Here is an 18,626-nt window from a genome sequence, read left to right on the forward strand (position 1 = left end):
CCATCCCAAAGGAATATGATGAACCCTGCTGCCCCTTACACACTTATTCCCCGCTACCGACCAAACGGCACGCTTGTCGATATATCTCCACCGCCGACAGAATTTGTTCGCGACGAATTCACCTTTCGTGTGGTTTCAGGTTCCGACGATATCGCAACCGTCCACGAATGGATGAACCGACCACACAACGCAGAGACATGGGGGTATGACTGGCCGGTCGAGAGGTGGTCTAATCATATTGCAGCACAGCTGGATACAAACTATTCTCGACCGATCATCGTCACGGTCGACGGCGCCGATGTCGCATACATGGAATTTTACCGACCATCGCAAGACATTATCGGAGAATTTTATGAATGCGATCCACACGATTTGGGCCTACATATTGCAATAGCCGATATTGAAAGTTCACCAAAAGGTCGAGGAAGCAGATTAATGAGCGTTGTCGTCGACGAGTTCTTTTCCTACGACCCTAATTGCAAGGCGGTCGCTTTCGAACCTGATGCTTCGAATATCGCGGTCCGCAAAGCTGTTCTCAAAACCGGCTCGACTTTCATCGGCGAGATTCCCATTCCAAATCGAGAAATTGCTTTGTATCTGACACCCAGACCTGGCACTTCCCTTACGGAAACCCGACGCGGTTACTGATCATTTCTCGAGAAAGTCGACGAGGTGGTCATTGACCGCAGTCGGTTGTTCGAGGTAGCCCACATGCCCAGCATCAGGGACGATGACGAACCGGCACCCGTGGATTGCCTTGGCGACGGCCTTACCCATCCGGGGTGGAGTGATCCGATCATCGGCAAATGCAATCACCATCGTCCTCACCGTCACGGCCGAGTACACGGACAGATCAGCTGGGTACTCGGTCGTGACAGCAGCAAACTGTGACGCCACACCCGCCGAGAGCTGCGCGGGGCCCATCTGAAATGTGGCCAACCAGTCGTCGGCACCGAGCGGATTGTTCAGTGTTGCGGGCGATAGATTCGCGAGCGCACCGAATGCAGCCCTTACGTTCGAAGGAAGCTCGATCCCCGACTTCGCCAGCTCGACCTGCGCCTGCGAATAGGTTTCGATGACGACATCAGGTTGTGCGTGCGCCGCCAACAGCACCAACGATGACACCAGGTCCGGACGTCGGAGCGTCAAGCCAAGCGAAATCCGTGCGCCTAGCGATGTACCAATCAAGTGAACCGGTCGGTCGGCAACCTCGGCGAGGACCGATTCGAGATCGTCGACGAATCCTGAAATCGTTGCAGCTGCGGTACCGCCACCGCTTCCACCGACACCGCGGTTGTCCATCGTCACGACGCGGTATCCGCGATCGACGAGTGCAGGGACTTGGTAGGGCCACCACACGCGTCCTGGTGATCCAGCTCCCATCACCAGCACCACCGTTTCACCTTCTCCTTGGACGTAATAGGTGATGTCGCCGTTCGACGTCTTCATCGTGTGCATGATTGCTTTTCCTCTGTCCGTGTGATGTTCGACGCGCCACCGATGACGGCAGCTGCCGTTCGAATGGCAGCACACCAGTGCGTTGCAAGATCTTCGACGAGAACCTCGTCAACCCGCGAGGGGTCGAATCGCCACAAAGTCTCGATCGTCGAACTGTCCTCACCGACGTGGAGGGCGGCGATCAGTTCGACGGCATGTACCGGCGACATGGCGAGGTTGTTGTTCTCGGAGAGCGCTCCAACGATCGCTGGATCGGTCACTGATGTCCACGGACGGCCCGCTCGTGGTTTGCGTTGGTCGATCCGGCCGAGGTAGCTGACCAAGAATTCCGGCCTGACACTCGTTGTCTGTTCCGGCCTCATCCGCCACAGCCACTGATCGAGGGCGTACTCCGAACTACCATGCGTGGTGTGGACGTTTGCCATCGATTCGAGACCGGCGGTGGCGGCATCCTCGATGCCGATGAGCGGGCTCTCGTTCCCGTCGATTCGGACCTGCTCGAGCACGTTGAACCATCCGACGGTGCGCGAGAGGTCGGCGGGTCGACCGTCGATGTCGATGTGGTCAGTTCGCCCGTGGGTTTCACGGTCTACGACCAGTCCTGCGGACGGCGCTCTGCCATGTTTGCTCAGTAGCGAGAACCGTGCCCAGGCCAGTGCGGCCAAGACGGCCTTTTCGACCGACATCGATGACGCGACCAGCGCGGCGGACGTTCGAGAATCCGCGGACTTTCTGATGGTCCGGCTGCCACGGAGCGCCGAGTCATGCTCGGTGGCAAGGCCATCTACTTTCGCACTGGTGAACAACCTGTCCTTCACCACTGCATCGGCAGTCAAATCGGCCCCGGTTAGGCTAGTGCGGTCGGGCACCGATACCACCAATCGAGTGTTCACTGCCTTGGCCCACTGATGGATGGACGTCACCTCACTGAGCACCTCGGGTTCAGCCCCGGCGGAGAGTCCTTCCCATGCGTGCGCGAGATCCCCGAGAACGATGTTCCACGAGACAATGTCGGCCACAGCATGATGGATGGTGAGAAACATCAGTCGCTCGGATCCGTGAACGATGAACGTGCCCGCCACCATCATCCCCGCTTCAGGATCGAGTCGATCGACGGCGCGTTTCCCGATCTGTGCGATCACCGATGCGTCGAGGACATCTACCTGCAACTGCGGGAGTACGACTGCCGCGTCGGCGATCCGTCCCGCATGCTCGATCAGTCGTGGACGGCAATTTTCGACGACCAAGGATGCAGACAGGTGCGGATGTGCGCGCAGGACTGCGTCCAGACACACCGTCACGTCTGCATGAGCAGCATGAGGTGGACAGGAGATGAGATGCGACATGGAGAACCGTCGAATATCTGCGCGCCCTGCCATCCACGCGAGGATCGGCGTATCGACGAGACGATCGCCCTCTTCACCCTCGGTGAAGGACTCATCCTGTGTGAGACCAATGGTGACGAGCGATGCCAGGGTGCGGGCGGTCGAGGATTCAAGAACCGCACGGGGCCGGCAGTCGTACCCTGCTGCCCGCAATTCCCCCGATACGGAGATCGCTGCAATGCTGTCCATTCCTGCGGCAAAATACTCGGTGTCCAGCCCGATTGCGTCGAAACCGAGGACGGTCGCCAACGCATCTGCTACTGCCTTTTCCGCCTCGGATTCGGGGGCATCCGACCCGCCGATCGAGACTGCCTCTGTGGTAGGCAAACTCGATACGTCGAGCTTTCCGTTGAGGGTCGTCGGCAATGACTCGAGTGTGTGCAGCTGAGCGGGGATCATGTAGCCGGGCAACTGAACCGCCAAGTGCCGCAACAGGTCGGATCTGAGGCTCGGTTCCTCGTGACGCCGGGTTGCGACGTAGCCGATCAGGGCTGCTCCACCACGACGATGCCGGTCGACGATCACCGCACTCTGCTCGGTGTCGGGATGCGCATCCAATGCCGAAACGATCTCGGCGATCTCGACCCGGTAACCGCGGATCTTGACTTGATCATCGGCACGGCCGAGGAATTCGAGCGTAGCCGACCGAGTCCACCGGACGAGGTCGCCGGTGCGATACATTCGCCGCCCCGCATCGTCGATATCGGCGACGAAACGTTCAGCGGTCAGCCTGAACCGATCATGGTAGCCACGCGCTACCTGCGGTCCTGAAATGTACAACTCCCCCACGACCCCGACAGGAACCGGTCGAAGATCAGGCCCGAGGACCCGGACGTGTGAATGCGCCGTGGGCCGTCCGATCTGAGGTGAAGTGCCTGGCTCGATGGCTGACGCCACAGCCTCGACGGTGATTTCGGTAGGTCCGTAGAAGTTGTAGGCACGGCTGCCGTCGAATTCGGACAGGCGGACCCATGTGGCGGCGCTGATCGCCTCACCGCCGAGTGCGACAATTCTGAGAGCACAGCGACCTTCCTCGGTCAGCCCGGCGGCTTCGAGCTGCGCGAACATCGACGGAGTCGTGTCGAGCATGTCGATGCGGTCACGCCGGATTCGATCGAGTGTCAGAGCTGGATCTCGCTGTGTCTCTTCGTCGAACAAGACGATGGTATGACCGGCCAGCAGTCCCAACTGCGGCTGCCAACTGGCATCGAACGCGAATGACCAAGTATGTCCGATACGCAGCTGTTCCCACCCGTCATCCGCTGCCACGTCGTAGACGAGCGTTCGGTGTGCAGCGAGCAACGCCAGAATCCCACCGTGAGTGGCGGTGACGCCCTTCGGTTCTCCAGTCGATCCGGACGTGAACACGATGTATTGCGCAGAATCGGGGTACACCGCCACGCTCGGACGGATCGACGACAGCTGAACCGGAGCGGAGTCGATCACGATCGTGTGCCCACCCCACCACGGGCTACATCCCTGCTCCCCTACGACGAGGGCTAGCGATGCTGTGTCTGCGATCGTTGCGTTTCGGCGCGCGGGCGCGGCGATGTCGAAGGGGACACACACTGCCCCTGTTTTGAGGACGGCCAGCATGGCCGCAAAGTAGGCGGGGCTACGGGTCACCGCGATTCCCACTCGATCGCCACTGTGGATGCCGCAGTGGGCGAGGTCGGCGGCGATCGAATTGGCCCAGGCGTCGAGGACTCGATAGGTAACCTCGGTATCTCGGAATACCACCGCCACGCGGTCGGGATCGGCATCGACTGCCGCCTCAAACGTGCGATGTACGCCGTAGTCGAATGCTTCGGATCGCGATGCCGCCACGCTACGGCGAGCAGATTGAGGGCCCGCACCCTGGCGCAGCAACGCCTCACTTTCGCCCGGCAACAGGATGTCGATGGCGCGCGGTGACGTTTCACTGGTGCGCGTGATGCTGCGCAACACGTGGAGGAATCGTTCGGCGAGATCACCGGCGTCGAGGCCGGACAACCTGCTGTCGTCGTAGTCGATGTTTACATAGAGTCGTTCATCGAGAAGAAACGGAACCACGACAAGTGGATAGTGAGTGAAGCTGTCCATCGATACAGGCGAGATCCCTCGACCATTCGGTACGGAAATAGTTGCCCGTGCACTACCTTTCGGCGAGTTGTGAAAGATCATCAAGGTGTCGAACAACTCCCCGATACCCACCGTGCGTTGCACCTCGGACAGACCGAGGTACCCGTACGCACGTCCGCTGGCCGAATCACTTTGCACTCGGCGACACAGGTCCAGCACGTTCCGATCGGTTCGTTCTTTGTCCGATAGTTGGATCCGGCACGGCACAGTGTTGATGAACAGCCCGATCATCGACTCGATGCCGGGTACTTCCTCGGGCCGCCCGGAGACTGTCACTCCGAAGGTGACATCAGTTCTACCGGTGAGACGGCTGAGAAGAATCGCCCACGCGACTTGCGCAATCGTATTGACGGTCAAGTTGTTCGCCCGTACCCAGGTCAGCACGTCGTCGAGTTCTTCCCCGTCGATGAACCGCATCGTCATCTGAGGCTTGGCTGCGGGGCTGTCTCGATCGGGCACGGTCCCCACTCGGGTCGGACCGTCCAGGCCACGCAGATAGCGAGACCAGTATTCCACCGACTCGTCCCGATCTCGTTCGTTCAGCCAGGCCACGTGGTCCCGATACAGCGCGGGCACAGTCACGACCTTGACCGCATCGGAACCCAAAGCAGCAGCGATCTCGTTCCACAGTAGCGGCACTGACCAGCCGTCGATGATCAAGTGGTGCAGTACCAGCAGCAGCCGGTGACGATCTGGCGCGGTCTTCGCCCAGACGGCACGCAGGAGCGGTCCGTCCTCGAGATCGAATGCGGCTCGCTGCTCGGTGACCACGACCATGTCGAGTTCGTCGTCAGTGCATTCGATTTCTCTCCAATGCACACTGGCTTTGTCCGGGACCAACTGCACGGGGTGCGGAAGTCCGTCGGCGACGAAGGAGACGGCCAGGTTCGGATGACGTGCCAGTACCGTGTCGATTGCCTCGGCGACCTCGTGTCCCTCGAAGTCACCGTGGAAGTCGGTGAGCACTGCGATCGTGTAGATGTCGTTGCCCTCGGAAAGCGAAGCAAGGGCGTAGAGCCCTTCCTGCAGTGGCGTGAGCGCCAGAACGTCGACGATTTCGATGGTCACTGCATAACTCCTGTATGGGAAACGGATGATTCGGTCAGCGTCCATTCGCCTGCGAGCGCACGTGAGTCGACGAAAGTTCGATAGATGCCGTCCTCGAGGACGAGTTCGGTGTGAGTGCCTTGTGCAACGACCCGACCGGAGTCGAGCACTACGATGCGGTCGGCCGCTTGTACGGTCTGTAGTCGGTGTGCGACAACGATGACCGTCCGCTTACGCGACAGTTCCGAAACCGCTTGCTGGACATGAAGTTCGTTCTGAGAGTCGAGCGAGGAGGTAACTTCGTCGAGGAGAACGATCGGTGAGTCTTTGAGCAATGCTCGCGCGATCGCCACTCGCTGCCGCTCGCCTCCGGAGAGGTGACTTCCGCCCTCTCCCACCAGCGTTTGCCACCCATCGGGCAGCCTGTCGACGATTTCGTCCACCCGTGAGCGCGATGCGGCAGCTGCCAACTCGGCCTCGGTGGCATCGGGTTTGGCCAATCGAATGTTCTCTTCGATCGTTCCAGAAAACAGGTAGGGGTTCTGGAACACGATCGAGACTCGGTCCAGGACCCCCGCGGTCCCGATCCAGCGGACGTCTTCACCACCGATCGAGATACGTCCGGACGCGACATCGTCGAAACGCGCAATCAATTTCAGGAGTGTCGACTTGCCCGAGCCTGATGGCCCGACGATCGCCGTCAGACTGCCTTCTTCGGCCCGGAACGAGACGCCGTCGATGACAGGTGCATCGGGACGATAACTGAAATGCACATCGTCCACATCGATCGAGTATGTGTTCGGGTACACCGGCTCGGCGGGTTCGACAGCACGCGCGATGGCGAACAAATCCTGACAGCGGCGGAACCCGACAGCGGCAAGGCGAATGCCCCCGGCGATGTCCGCGACCGCGGTCAACGGTTCGATGAAGCGAACCGCCAGCACAGTCAAGGCCACGAGAACCGCGACGCTGATATCGCGCTGGGATGCCAAGTGCGCGGCGACAGCGAGAACACCGGTCAGAACAGCAGAGATCGCCAGGTAGAGCGGTACCGTTGCCGAATAGGACGAGAGCACCAATCGTCGAGCACGCGAATCCTGCTCGTCGAGTGCGTCGGTGAGGGGTCGGTACGGGATCGCACCGAACGCGCGGATCACCGGCTGCTGTGTGGTGAATTCGAGTACCGCAGTCGAACAGACGAGTGTGCCTTCATCCCATTGGGATTCGAACTTTTCGATCGAGCGCAAGTACGCCCGGTATCCAAGCAGCACGAATGGGGCGCCGATGGCCAGAACCATGCCCATTTGCCACGACACAGTCAGCATGTACACCGTCACGACGACGGGCACGACGATCGCATTGATCACCGGACTCAACAGATGTGCCGGTGCGTTCGCGATGTCGAGGGCGGTCTTGGTGACCAACCGCATGATGGTCGCGCTCGAATCTGGTTCGACCGCGCCCAGTCTCATCGATTCCACTGTGGAGCCGATTCTCCCGTGGAGCTGTGCCAGGACCTGGGCAGCGAGCTCTCCGGAGCGCCTATGATTGGTCACCACCACCAGGTGGTGGGCAACGGCGATAATCACGATGGCGCCCAACCAGAACCAGCTGGTGTCCCAGTCTCGCGTGAATGCTGCTGTCAAGAGCGGTACCAGCATGCAGCACAATGCCGCGTTCAAGACTGCACCGAGCGTCAGCCGCACGAGTAGCCACCGCAGTTCTGTACGCCCCTCCTCGTCGAGTACGGTGAAGAGTTGCCTGATCATCGTGCCACCTGCATTCCGGTCGACTGTCCGGCGGCCTGGGCCCGTGAATCTGCCTCCCACATATGGAAATAGAGTTCCTTTTCGGCAAGCAGTTCGTCATGAGTACCTCGCGCCACGATGTGGCCGTGATCGAGTACGACGATGGCATCGGCTCCGCGAATTGTGTGCAATCGGTGTGCGATCACCAATACTGTGCGCCCGACAGCAAGCGCACTGAGCCCTTTCTGGACGGCGGTTTCGTTGTCCGGATCGATTGCCGATGTCGCCTCGTCGAGTACGAGAATCGGCCTGTCGGCGAGCATTGCGCGTGCGATGGAAATCCTTTGCCGCTCACCACCGGACAATGTGACCGATTGCGCGGGCGCGTCGTAGCCTCCAGGCAGTTCCTCGATGACCGTATCGATATTCGCGGCGCGGGCCGCGCCACGCACAAGCTCGTCGGACGCGTCCGGCCGGGCGAGCCGGATGTTGTCTCGAATGCTCATGTTCAGCAACGAAGTGTCCTGGAAGACAAAGGCAACGTGTCGATACAGATCGTCGACGCTCAGGTCCCGGAGGTCGACACCGCCGATCGAAACCGTTCCCGAGGTGGGATCGTCGAAGCGTGCGAGCAATTCCGCCAATGTCGACTTCCCCGCTCCCGACGGACCGACCAGCGCGGTCACCGTTCCGGGCAGTAGCGTCACATCGATCTCGCGCAACGCCTCGATGTCTCCGAAATCGACCCCGACACCTTCGAAACGCACTGTGCTGTCGTCAGGGCGGATCGAGATCTCAGGCATGAGCAATGGTGGCTCGGTGAGGACGCTCTGGACGCGAACTGCGGCCGCACGGGCGGCCAGCAGGCTGTGATACCCGTATCCAACCACAAGGACCGGAGCTGGAAGTGCGCTGCCCAACAACAGAAACGGAAGTATGTCGACGGGGTCCTGCAACCATCCGGCCTGCAACAGCGCCACCCCCGCGATCGAGGTGAAGGCGATGACAGTCACCGGTGAGACCGCCAGCTCAAGAATCGTCGCACCGCGAGAACTCGATCTCATCCACCCGACATGTCGACCGCCGAAGTTCTCGACAGCGTCGCGGTAGGTCCGGTAGCGATCTTTGCCATGAGACTTCACCTCGACAAGTCCGTCGACCGATTCGACGGTTGCCGACCCTAGAGCTGCAAGCGAGCTCGCGTACGGAATCAGCTTGTCGTCGGTTCCTGCCGAGGCAGTACGAAATCCGATCCCGGCAACGATCACCGGCACCAAAGTCAGCACTGCCATCAAAGGATCATCCGAAGCCAGATAGATCACGATCGTGGTGGGGACGACGACCGCAGCAGTTACGTCCATGATCGAATGCGCGACGAGGTGGTGCAGAGATCCCACGTCGTCTTGAACCACGTTTTTGACCAGCCCCGAGGTTCGTGCCGAGAACCAACCCAAACGAACCGTACCGAGACGCTTGACGACCTTTCCGCGCACCGTGCCGGCAAGCGAGACGTCCGCGAGGTGCGCGATCATCGAAGCGATCAGCAAGAGCGCCAACCGAGCGACGACGGAGACCGCAGCCACGATCACCACTGTCCACAGTCGACCACCGTCGACTTCCCCCCCACCCTCACGCGCGTCTACCAGGAGGATGTCGGCGAGTTCGATCACACAGAGCAATGGAACGAGTCCGAGCACCGCGGAGAGGCCAGCCGCGATTGCGCTGGCAAACAAGCTGCCGCGAACCGGAGCCAGTAACCCCCACAGAGTGGGTGTCCGGACATCACCGTCAGCCACGAGGATCTCCCGCCGGTTCGCGTTCGGGAGTCGCTGACGTCGAACGGAACGCAATCATCAACAATGCCAACGCTCCGATCGAGGTCACCGCGGTGACTAGCGGAAGCGCGCCAGGCCCGACGTTGTCGAGTACGAGACCTCCCAGTGCCCCGCCGACCGCGATGCCGAGGTAGCTGACACTGGTGTTCATCGCCATCGCTTGTGCGGCAACATCACCTGCCACCTCGAACATTCGCGTCTGGATCGCTGGCGAGCTCCAGAATGCGAGCACACCCCACAATGCGACGACGGGCACGAACATGAGCAGAGGGATAGGGCGAAACGGCCACATCGCCGACAGCACGCACATCACCACGACGAAGACACCCATTCCCAGGGCGATCGTCCGGTTGGGGCCAAGTTTGTCGGTGGCATATCCACCTGCGAAAACCCCTACCGTACCGGCTATTCCGGTGACGGAGAACAACAATGTCCGCGTACTGGTTTCGGTCCCGATCAGCTCGTTGACGAACGGCACCAAATACGTCAGCAACATCATCGAACCCATGATCGCCAAACCGGTACCCGCAAGCGCGAACGAGATCGATCGCGAACGCAAGACACGAAACTGCTCGATCACCGCGATCGTCGGTGGCGCTGCAACGGTGGGCAAGGATACCGACACCCACACAGCAGCGAGCACACCGAGCCCGGCGACAAACAAAAACGTTGCGTGCCAGGAGAACACCGTTCCGATCCACGCGCCGAGAGGGACCCCGAATGCAATCGACCCTGTCACCCCGATGGCGAGAAAGCCCAGATAGCGTCCTCGCTTCTCCGGCGGTGCCAAACTCGCCGCGGCAACGAAGATCGACGGTGTGGCCACCGCTGCCGAGAGCGCAGCAATGATGCGCAGTACGACCATGACCGCGAAGTGATCGGTGAACATCGCTGCCACATTCGCGGCAGAGAACATCATCAGAGCGCTCACAATCAGACGCTTACGTGGTGCTCCCGACAGCAGCACCGCTGCTGTCGGAGTCGCAACGGCGATGGTGAGGGAGAACACCGTCACCAATTGGCCTGCAGCGGCTTCCGACACGTTCAAACCCTCCGCCAGCTCAGGAAGAATTCCTGCGATCACGTAGTCGTCGGTATAGAACGCGAGAGTAGTCAAGAACAGTGCAATGAGCCAGATCGGCATCAGGTGTCGCTTCCTTCTAGTTATGTCGAATCATGCTGTTAGATATTGTGATTCGACACGGTCATTCGTTGACGGTCTGCTTCGTGAACGAATCCCACAACACCTGAACGTCGTCCGTGGTCGCGACATCGGTACCCCCGCCTGCAAGAGTGCGCAGATCAGACGCGGTGGCGAAGTATGCGAATCCGTACGTACCGAACCACAGTTCACCAACAGGCTTGACGATCGTTCCGGTCAACGAACCCGCAGTGGGCAGCGCCAGGACAGCATCGGCGGTGTAAAATTTGCCGTTGGGAATGGCGATGAGCGGCGCATTCTGTTCGGCGAGAAGCTCCGGCGAGAGTACGACAGAGTATCCCTCAGCCTCCTGCTGCTGGAACGCCGGCCGCACGAAACCTGCATCTGCGATCAGATTCGAAATCGGCAAGTGCGGGGGCATCGTAAATGTGGTCGTGGAGAACGAATTTCCTAGCAGCGAGAGCACCTGGGGATCGGGCTGAGCGGTCTTCGCCGCTGCGAGTTCCGCGGAGATGGCGCTGATCTGCCGAGCGCCGATCTCCTCCTTGCCGAAGAACTTGGCCGAGGACTCGATGTGCTCGCGCCAAGTGCCCTCGACATCGATGACCAGTGTCGGTGCGATCTTCGAGAGTTGATCGTATGAGATACCCGTCGCGCTCTGGGCTCCCGTTCCGATCAGAACATCGGGGTCTTTGGTCGCCAGTTCTTCGACCGGAGGCAGTGTTCCGACTTCGACGTCGATAACGGCTGAGCCGGCTTTCGTCAAGATTGCCTGTGCAGGAGCATCTCCGGTGGATGCATACACCACTTTGGGCGTAACCCCCAATGACAGTGCTGTCAAGCCGGCGATCTCGTCGAGCGCAATCAGGTTCTGCGGCTCTGTCGGTAGCCTGACCTCACCCAATACGTGGGTGACCACCCTGGATTGTGTCTCTTGCGCGGTCGAGGAATTCGCTGGTTCCGTCGAGGAGTTCTCTTGACTCGTCGAGCATGCGCCGCACAGGGCGACCGCTGCGACAAGCGCCACGAAATAGCGTGAACGTCGATACATGTACGTGCTTTCCTTTCATAGTTGCGTGGTCTACACGCGGGTGTTCAAGATCGAACCGACGAATTGCCGATAGTCCGGTTCAACTTCTGTCCCAGATGTCTGGGGAGCTTGGGTAATAGGCCGTACAGGATTCGATAACCCAACCCCGGGATGGACAGTGTTCGACCGCGGTCGAGGTCGACGAGTGAACGGTGGGCGACGTCTCTCGCCTCCATCCACCATCGGTTCGACATCGATGTCAGATCGATTCCTGCACGCGCGTGAAACTCGGTACGGACGAAGCCCGGGCACAGCACTTGCATCTGCACGCCGGTTCCCTCCAATGCCGGCGCGAGTCCCTCGGTGAAGAAGACGGCCCACGCCTTCGACGCGGCATACGTCGCTCCCCGACCGGGCACAAGACCTGTGATGGACGAGACGTTGATGATCGCCCCTCGGCCAGCATCGACCATCGGTCCGAGCGCAGCCCGCGTGGTTTCCATCATCGCGGTGACATTGACGTCGAGTTGTCCTATGAGATCTGTCCGTGGAACGGTCCAGAAGGCGCCGGACAATCCGAGACCAGCCGCATTGACGAGCAGGTCGACTCCTTCTTCCAATCGGGCACACACTGCGTCTCGCCCGGCTCGGGTTATAAGATCCGCTTCCATCACCTCGTGTGAAATACCGACATGCTGTGCCGCATCGGCATTGCGCTGCAACCGCTCTCGCTCACGGCCGACGAGCACCACACGATATCCACGCAATGCGAGCGCCTTGACGAAGGCTGCGCCTATTCCCGAACTTGCACCGGTCACCAATGCGACCCGGTTCTCACTCCTCTGCATCGACGTCCGCACTCAGATACTGCTCGAGCTCCACATCGCCCATGGCGTCGATCTCGAGATACCAGGAAGCGATCTCGTCGAACCTCCCGGGCGTGGGCTCGAGATTTCTCAGGCGCACGGCGCAATCCTCCGCCGACTCACTCGCGAAGACGATACCGACACCGAAGACTGCCTCGTCGAAGATCTCTCGCAGAACCAGAACGATGCGTGAGGCCACCAACGAGTCACCTCCGAGCGCGAAGAAGTTGTCCCTCGGCACTGCTTCAATTTTCGGAACATCGACAGTGACAATGCAATCTGACCAAATTTTGCACACCAAACGATCCAGTGGTGCGGCGTCGGCCAACTCGGCAACGCCATCACCCTGTGACCTCACCGCGTTCGCCGAGACCATATCGCGGACTGACCCTCGATCGACCTTTCCGTTCCGAGTCAGCGGAAGCGCATCGGTGAACGTCATCGACGACGGAACCATGTGCGAGGGCAACCGTGCCTCGAGGTGGCTCCGCAATGCTGTTGCATCGAGAGCGCTCACAGGTCCTGTCTCGGTCCCAGTACGGCAGTCGACCTTCCCGTCGACTGCGACTTCGATCAACCCATGCAACACAGTTCCGACGACGAGCGCGGCGGCCTTGCGTACGCCGGGGAACGACTCGATCGCTGATTCGACCTCGCCTGGGTGTATGCGGTGGCCGCGGAGCTTGATCGTGTCGTCCCAGCGGCCGAGGAATTCGATCAGCCCGTCGGGCCGGAATCGTCCTCGATCGCCGGTTCTGAAGTGGACGACGCCGGTACGGCGGTCCTGACGTCTGCGATCATCGTCGATTCCGGTGATGTAACCCGGTGTGACGCCGGGGCCTTCGACGACCAGTTCCCCGGCAGCCCAATCCGGTCTATCTCTTCCTGCATTGTCGACTACTCGATAGTGCGCACCAGCCATCGCAGCGCCGTACGGCACCGAGGACCAGCCCGGTGGGACCGTACCCTCTGGCGGAATCCGGAAGAAAATGTTCCACCCCGTTGTCTCGGTCGGTCCTCCGATCGAGACCATCTCGGCGCCGGGCGCCTGCTCACGCAGGTGCTCGATCAGCGGCAGGGGAATCCAGTCACCACCGGTCAATACGAGACGCAGCGGCAATTTGCGTCCGAGAACGCGGGCCCCGCTGAGCACCATCTCGACCATCGCCGGTACCGAGCACCACGTCGACACCTGATGACGCACCACCAAATCCGCCCACTGAACGGGATCGGCGGCGCCCGCAGATGGGATCACCACCGAACCACCTGCTGCAAGCATCACGAACACGTCGAACAACGACATGTCGTGATGGACCGCCGAGACTGCCAGGGAACGATCTGCCGCGGAAATCGCGAAGCGCTCGATCGTATCCGTCACGCACGCCGTCACTCCGGCAATAGTGATCGGTACGCCCTTCGGTTCGCCCGTCGACCCCGAAGTGAACAACACATACGCCCAACTCGCCGGGTCGTGGGTTCGGTGCTGTGTTACCGACTCGCCGAATGAAAGATCGATCTCCCCGTCCAGAAGAACCGTGGGCGCATCGACAGGAACCTCGCGATCACTGCGGTCGATCAGCACGCAGCGGGTGCCGACCGTCGACAAGATTCGTTCCGTACGTACCACCGGCTGATTCACATCGATCGGTAGGTATGCGTATCCGGCGTGCATCGCCGCCAGGCAGCCCGCGTATTGACGCCATCCCTTCTCTGCCAGGACCGCCACAACGCCCGCGGTGCTCGCATCGACGTCGGATTCTGCAGTCGCATTACGGATTCGACTGGCGACATCGTGCACCTGCGCAGCCAGCTGTCCGCGAGTGATGGCGTCGTCACCGTCGATGAACGCGACAGCCGTGGGATCACGACGAGCCCAATCGTCAATCATCACGTGCGGCGCAAGGTGGGCAGCCGGCCGCGCAACGTCGGCGCCTCTGTTGTCCGCATCTGCCGGCGAGACTGCCGAAACAGGTAGCGACGACCATTCGTGCTCCGCCAGTGCAAGTCGTTCCACTTGTTCGACAAGCAGCCCGAACATATCCTCGACCATGCCGTCCGGGAACATCGACTCCACGACATCCCAGTTCATCACCAGTGCACCCTCGCGCTCGTGGACGAGTAAGTCCATCCAGACCTGCGGAGTTTGACTGACGGTGTACGACTCGCGCAGTACGCCGCCGAAGATTGCGTCTACGCCACGTCCCACTCCGAGTTCGCTCGTCAAGACCACCGGTGCGATCGGGCCGGCGAGGCCGCCGCGGTGACGGATCAGCTCACGGACAACCTCCATTCCGCTGAAGTGGCGATGATCGAGATCGCGGGTCAACCTCTCCTGCAACTCGATTGCTGCCTTCTCGAAGGAATTTTCGCCTGAGATGTCCACTTCGAGAAGCTCGAAGGAGGCGAATTCACCGACGATCCCTTGAACGTGTTCGTCGAAGGGGAATCGGTTGCCGGTCGGGATGTTGAGCAGGAATCGACTCTCGTCTGACCACTGCGCCAACACACTGGCGTACGCCGTAGCCAGAATTCCCGTCGGGGTGAGGCCGCGCTGTCGTCCGAAGCGGCACAGTCTCTCCCACTGCGGCGCTGACATGACGTGGCGACGACTGACGAACTCGGGCACTGTCTCGGAAGCGGCCACGGGGTCGACGGTCATCGGCAATGCCGGTGCGGCGGGCAGCGAATCGACTCGATCGAGCCAATACTGCTTCGCCTCCCGAAATGCGCTGGTACTGGGGAGCTTCGACATCGTGCGCACGTAGTCACGGAACGATACTTCAGGCGAGGCGATCTCACGTCCGGCATAGGCATCGGACCATGCGTCGAAGAAGATTTGCACGCTGCGGGCATCGGCAAGCAAGGAGTCGATGCTCACGCACAGTCTCGTCATCTTTTCAGGAAGTTCGATTGCCGTCACGGTGAACAACGGGAATCGGTCTGCCGGGCATGCCTCGTGAGACAGGCGACGACGAACTGATTCTGCGACCTCGAGGGCGGGGTCCGTTCCGTCGAAGACTTCGATGACGTATGGCTCGACGTGCGCGAGCACCCGCTGGCTCGGTCCAGTTTCATCGAACACCACACGCAGCATGTCGTGCGTATCTATCGTGCGGCGCAACGATTCCTGTGCCCGCGCGATGTCGAAGTCATCACGACGGCCGTCGAATTCCATGTACAGATGGCAGGCGACGTTTCCGCCGGTTAGATCCGACCCTCTGCCGATCAGATATGCCTGCTGTTGATCGAGCAGCTCGAAGGGCTCGTACCTGCTCTGCAAATCGCGAACGATTCTCAGCGGCAACTCCGGATGCGCGATCACCGAATCGGCCATGCGCGCCTCGATCAGTGCGAGTTGGTCGGCGAATCGCGGATTGCCGTGGATGTCGGCCACCCCCATGCGAACGCTGAAGCGATCGTGGACTTCTGCCGTGAGCCTGATGACAGTGAGGGAATTACCACCGACGTCGAAGAAGTCGGAGTCTGACGTGAAGTCCGACCGACCGGTGACTAATGTCCAACAGCCAGAAAGTATCTCGGCCGCATAACTGGTGTAGCGAGACGACACACTCCCTGGCGCCCGATAGTCGTCACAAAGCGCAACCAAGTCGGATTTGGCGACTTTGCCGCTGGGCGTCAAAGGCAATCGATCGATCGAACGAACCGACTCCGGCACCAGATACGAGGGCAGCATCTTCTCCAGTTCCCCTCGCATCGTCTCGCCGTCGAAGTGCACCCCGGTGTCCACGACGACGAACGAGACCAGAGCCGCAGTGCCACCCTCGATGCGGCGGACGACCGTCGCAGCACCGCGCACCTCGGGAAACTCCAACAACCGAGTCGAAACTTCGTCGGGTTCGACCCGGTGACCGCGAATCTTGACCTGATCGTCGGATCGACCGACATACGACAGCGACCCCGCGCTCGACCGGCGCACGATGTCACCCGAGCGGTACATCCTCGCCCCGGGCGCACCGTAGGGATCCGCGACGAAACGCGCAGCGGTGAGCCCCGGCCGGCCGAGGTACCCACGCGCGAGTTGCCCCTGAGTCGGGTACAACTCACCGATCTCGTCATCGGGAACAGGTGTCAGATCCTCACTGAGCACTCGCACATCGGCACCACTGATCGTCGGTCCGAGTGCCACAGGCCCTCGCGCGACCGATCGCCGCGGCAACGCGAGCGCCGTGATCACATGTGTCTCGGTCGGTCCGTAGTGATTGTGCAGTGTTGCTCGAGGGTTCGCGTGGAAAAACCGGTCGATCCACTCGTTCATCACAAGTGCCTCGCCGGACTGGAATACATGTCGCAGCAACGGGACCGTATGCCCTTCTCGTACAGCGGTTCGGCAGACCTCCTGCAGAAGAACCTGTGGACAGAAGAACTCGGTGACACCAGCCTCACGAATGAGTTCAACGAGCAATGTCGGGTCGGTGCGTTGTGTTTCCGTGGGTATGACGAGCGTCTTTCCTCCCGACAGGGCCGTCAAGATCTCCTGTGCCGCAACATCGAAGTTCAGGCTCGCGAATTGCAGTACCCTGCGATCACGTTCAGCCGTCGACGTCGCGATGTGCCAATCGACGAGATTGGAGATCGCTGCAATAGTGTGCGCCACAGCTTTCGGGGTCCCGGTGGATCCGGAGGTGTACAGCACGTACACCGTGTCGTCGGCACTGGTCTTGACCCACGGCATATGTTCGGCACCAGGTTGTGCAGCTATACCGACATCAATTCGACGACAGTACTTTTCGCTCCCCTCGTCGGCCGTGATCACGACCTCGACGCCGGAGTCGGCAGACATGAACGCCACCCGGTCCTGTGGATAACTCGGGTCCAGTGGCAGATAGGTGCCCCCGACCCGGAGTACCGCGACTGTGGCCACGACAGCGTCGATACCGCGTCCCAGAGCTATACCTATGATCGAACCGCGTCCGAACCCACACCGGACAAGCTCTGCCGCCAACACAGCCGACCGTCCGTCCAGGTCGCGATACGTCAATTCTGTGGTGGTGCCGTTCTCGCAGTAGGCAATGGCTGCAACGTTGTCGCCTCCTTCCTCCACCTGCTCCCGAATTCGTTCAGCAAGACTCCGTACCCCATCATAAGAATTGCTGTCCGGGATCTGTGATCGAAGGCTCTGTGTGAACTCCCTCAGACTCGCGGGATCGACGGTGTCGGCGTCGTAGTCGATCGACACGGTCGATGAGTTCTGATGTGCCGACACCACGACGGAGACGGGTGTTGTCATCGAAGGATCGTGGGAGTGCTCAATCAAGGTCCCTGCTTCGATGAGACGCGGCGGCCAGAGCAGCCTGGAACCGCGAGCGACTGTCGAGCCCGCCTGATCCGTGAAATACAGTTGCTCGTACCTGCTCTCGCTCTCCAGATCGATGTCATCGAGGTGCAAGATCGCCGAAGGCGCCAGCGCGGGCATTGCCCGGGTGATGCGGCGTAGGATCTCCACATCCGAGCACTCGACGTGCTCGACGATGCGCCGCCGGTCCGGGAACGTCTGTGGTGCGGGTCGGTCGATTGCCAGCCCGCCTGTCGCGGAGTTCAGCCGCGCGATGTCGTCGGCCCACAGCTCGATTCCGGCGATCCGTGAGGCAAGAGTCAACGCCACCGCCAACGGAAGTAGTTCATGCCCACCGTCCGCCGGTGCGCAGACATGAATCCGCCCGGCACGGCGGTCGGTGGAAGATCGCTGGCCCACGACAGCGATACCGGCGTTCCATGCACCGACGTGAGCCGATGCTGCGCGGCGCTTCTCACTGCGGGCAAACCGCGCCATCTCGAGTTCTACGTCAACGTCACCGATGTGTGCAAGGTGCACAGCATTCGGCTCCGCCAGTGCCGTCGCTGCGTCGATCCATCGGTCGACGTCCTCGGTATGCAAGATGGCGACGGCGACGGGTTCTGCGGTTCTCATCGAGATGTCGCCTTCCGGGCGTTGATTGACAGGTGCCAGACAGAG

The 18,626-nt window shown here is 60.7% G+C and carries 9 protein-coding genes; 1 reads left to right on the plus strand and 8 read right to left on the minus strand.

All coding sequences use genetic code 11. From position 1 onward, the window contains the following. The first annotated feature begins 18 nt into the window (after window positions 1-18). Window positions 19-648, plus strand: a complete 630-nt coding sequence (locus P3G66_RS29720; RefSeq protein WP_276117568.1) for a GNAT family N-acetyltransferase — start codon at window positions 19-21, stop codon at window positions 646-648. Here P3G66_RS29720 and P3G66_RS29725 read toward each other — a convergent pair whose 3' ends face one another. From P3G66_RS29725 to P3G66_RS29760, 8 genes are all read right to left on the minus strand, one after another. Continuing rightward, the gene (locus P3G66_RS29725) at window positions 649-1,458 is read right to left on the minus strand and encodes an alpha/beta hydrolase (RefSeq protein ID WP_276117569.1); all 810 of its coding nucleotides are present in this window, start codon (window positions 1,456-1,458) and stop codon (window positions 649-651) included. Beyond that, window positions 1,446-6,032: a non-ribosomal peptide synthetase gene (locus tag P3G66_RS29730; protein WP_276117570.1), complete on the minus strand. Its 4,587-nt coding sequence runs from the start codon at window positions 6,030-6,032 to the stop codon at window positions 1,446-1,448. The genes P3G66_RS29725 and P3G66_RS29730 overlap by 13 nt, the downstream gene beginning before the upstream one ends. Then, window positions 6,029-7,780, minus strand: coding sequence for an ABC transporter ATP-binding protein (locus tag P3G66_RS29735; RefSeq protein WP_276117571.1), 1,752 nt, complete (start codon window positions 7,778-7,780; stop codon window positions 6,029-6,031). The genes P3G66_RS29730 and P3G66_RS29735 overlap by 4 nt, the downstream gene beginning before the upstream one ends. Beyond that, window positions 7,777-9,555 (minus strand): ABC transporter ATP-binding protein, encoded by a 1,779-nt coding sequence (locus tag P3G66_RS29740; protein ID WP_276117572.1) that lies wholly within the window; start codon window positions 9,553-9,555, stop codon window positions 7,777-7,779. Before P3G66_RS29740 ends, P3G66_RS29735 begins: the two co-directional genes overlap by 4 nt. Continuing rightward, window positions 9,548-10,738, minus strand: coding sequence for an MFS transporter (locus P3G66_RS29745; RefSeq protein ID WP_276117573.1), 1,191 nt, complete (start codon window positions 10,736-10,738; stop codon window positions 9,548-9,550). Before P3G66_RS29745 ends, P3G66_RS29740 begins: the two co-directional genes overlap by 8 nt. A 61-nt stretch (window positions 10,739-10,799) precedes the next feature. Next, window positions 10,800-11,807: an ABC transporter substrate-binding protein gene (locus P3G66_RS29750; RefSeq protein WP_276117574.1), complete on the minus strand. Its 1,008-nt coding sequence runs from the start codon at window positions 11,805-11,807 to the stop codon at window positions 10,800-10,802. A 44-nt stretch (window positions 11,808-11,851) separates the two neighbouring features. Further along, window positions 11,852-12,634, minus strand: a complete 783-nt coding sequence (locus P3G66_RS29755; protein WP_276117575.1) for an SDR family NAD(P)-dependent oxidoreductase — start codon at window positions 12,632-12,634, stop codon at window positions 11,852-11,854. Continuing rightward, the gene (locus P3G66_RS29760) at window positions 12,621-18,581 is read right to left on the minus strand and encodes a non-ribosomal peptide synthetase (protein WP_276117576.1); all 5,961 of its coding nucleotides are present in this window, start codon (window positions 18,579-18,581) and stop codon (window positions 12,621-12,623) included. The genes P3G66_RS29755 and P3G66_RS29760 overlap by 14 nt, the downstream gene beginning before the upstream one ends. Window positions 18,582-18,626 lie beyond the last annotated feature (45 nt).

It is taken from the genome of Rhodococcus sp. C3V, assembly GCF_029269915.1.
Taxonomy (GTDB): Bacteria; Actinomycetota; Actinomycetes; order Mycobacteriales; family Mycobacteriaceae; genus Rhodococcus_F; species Rhodococcus_F qingshengii.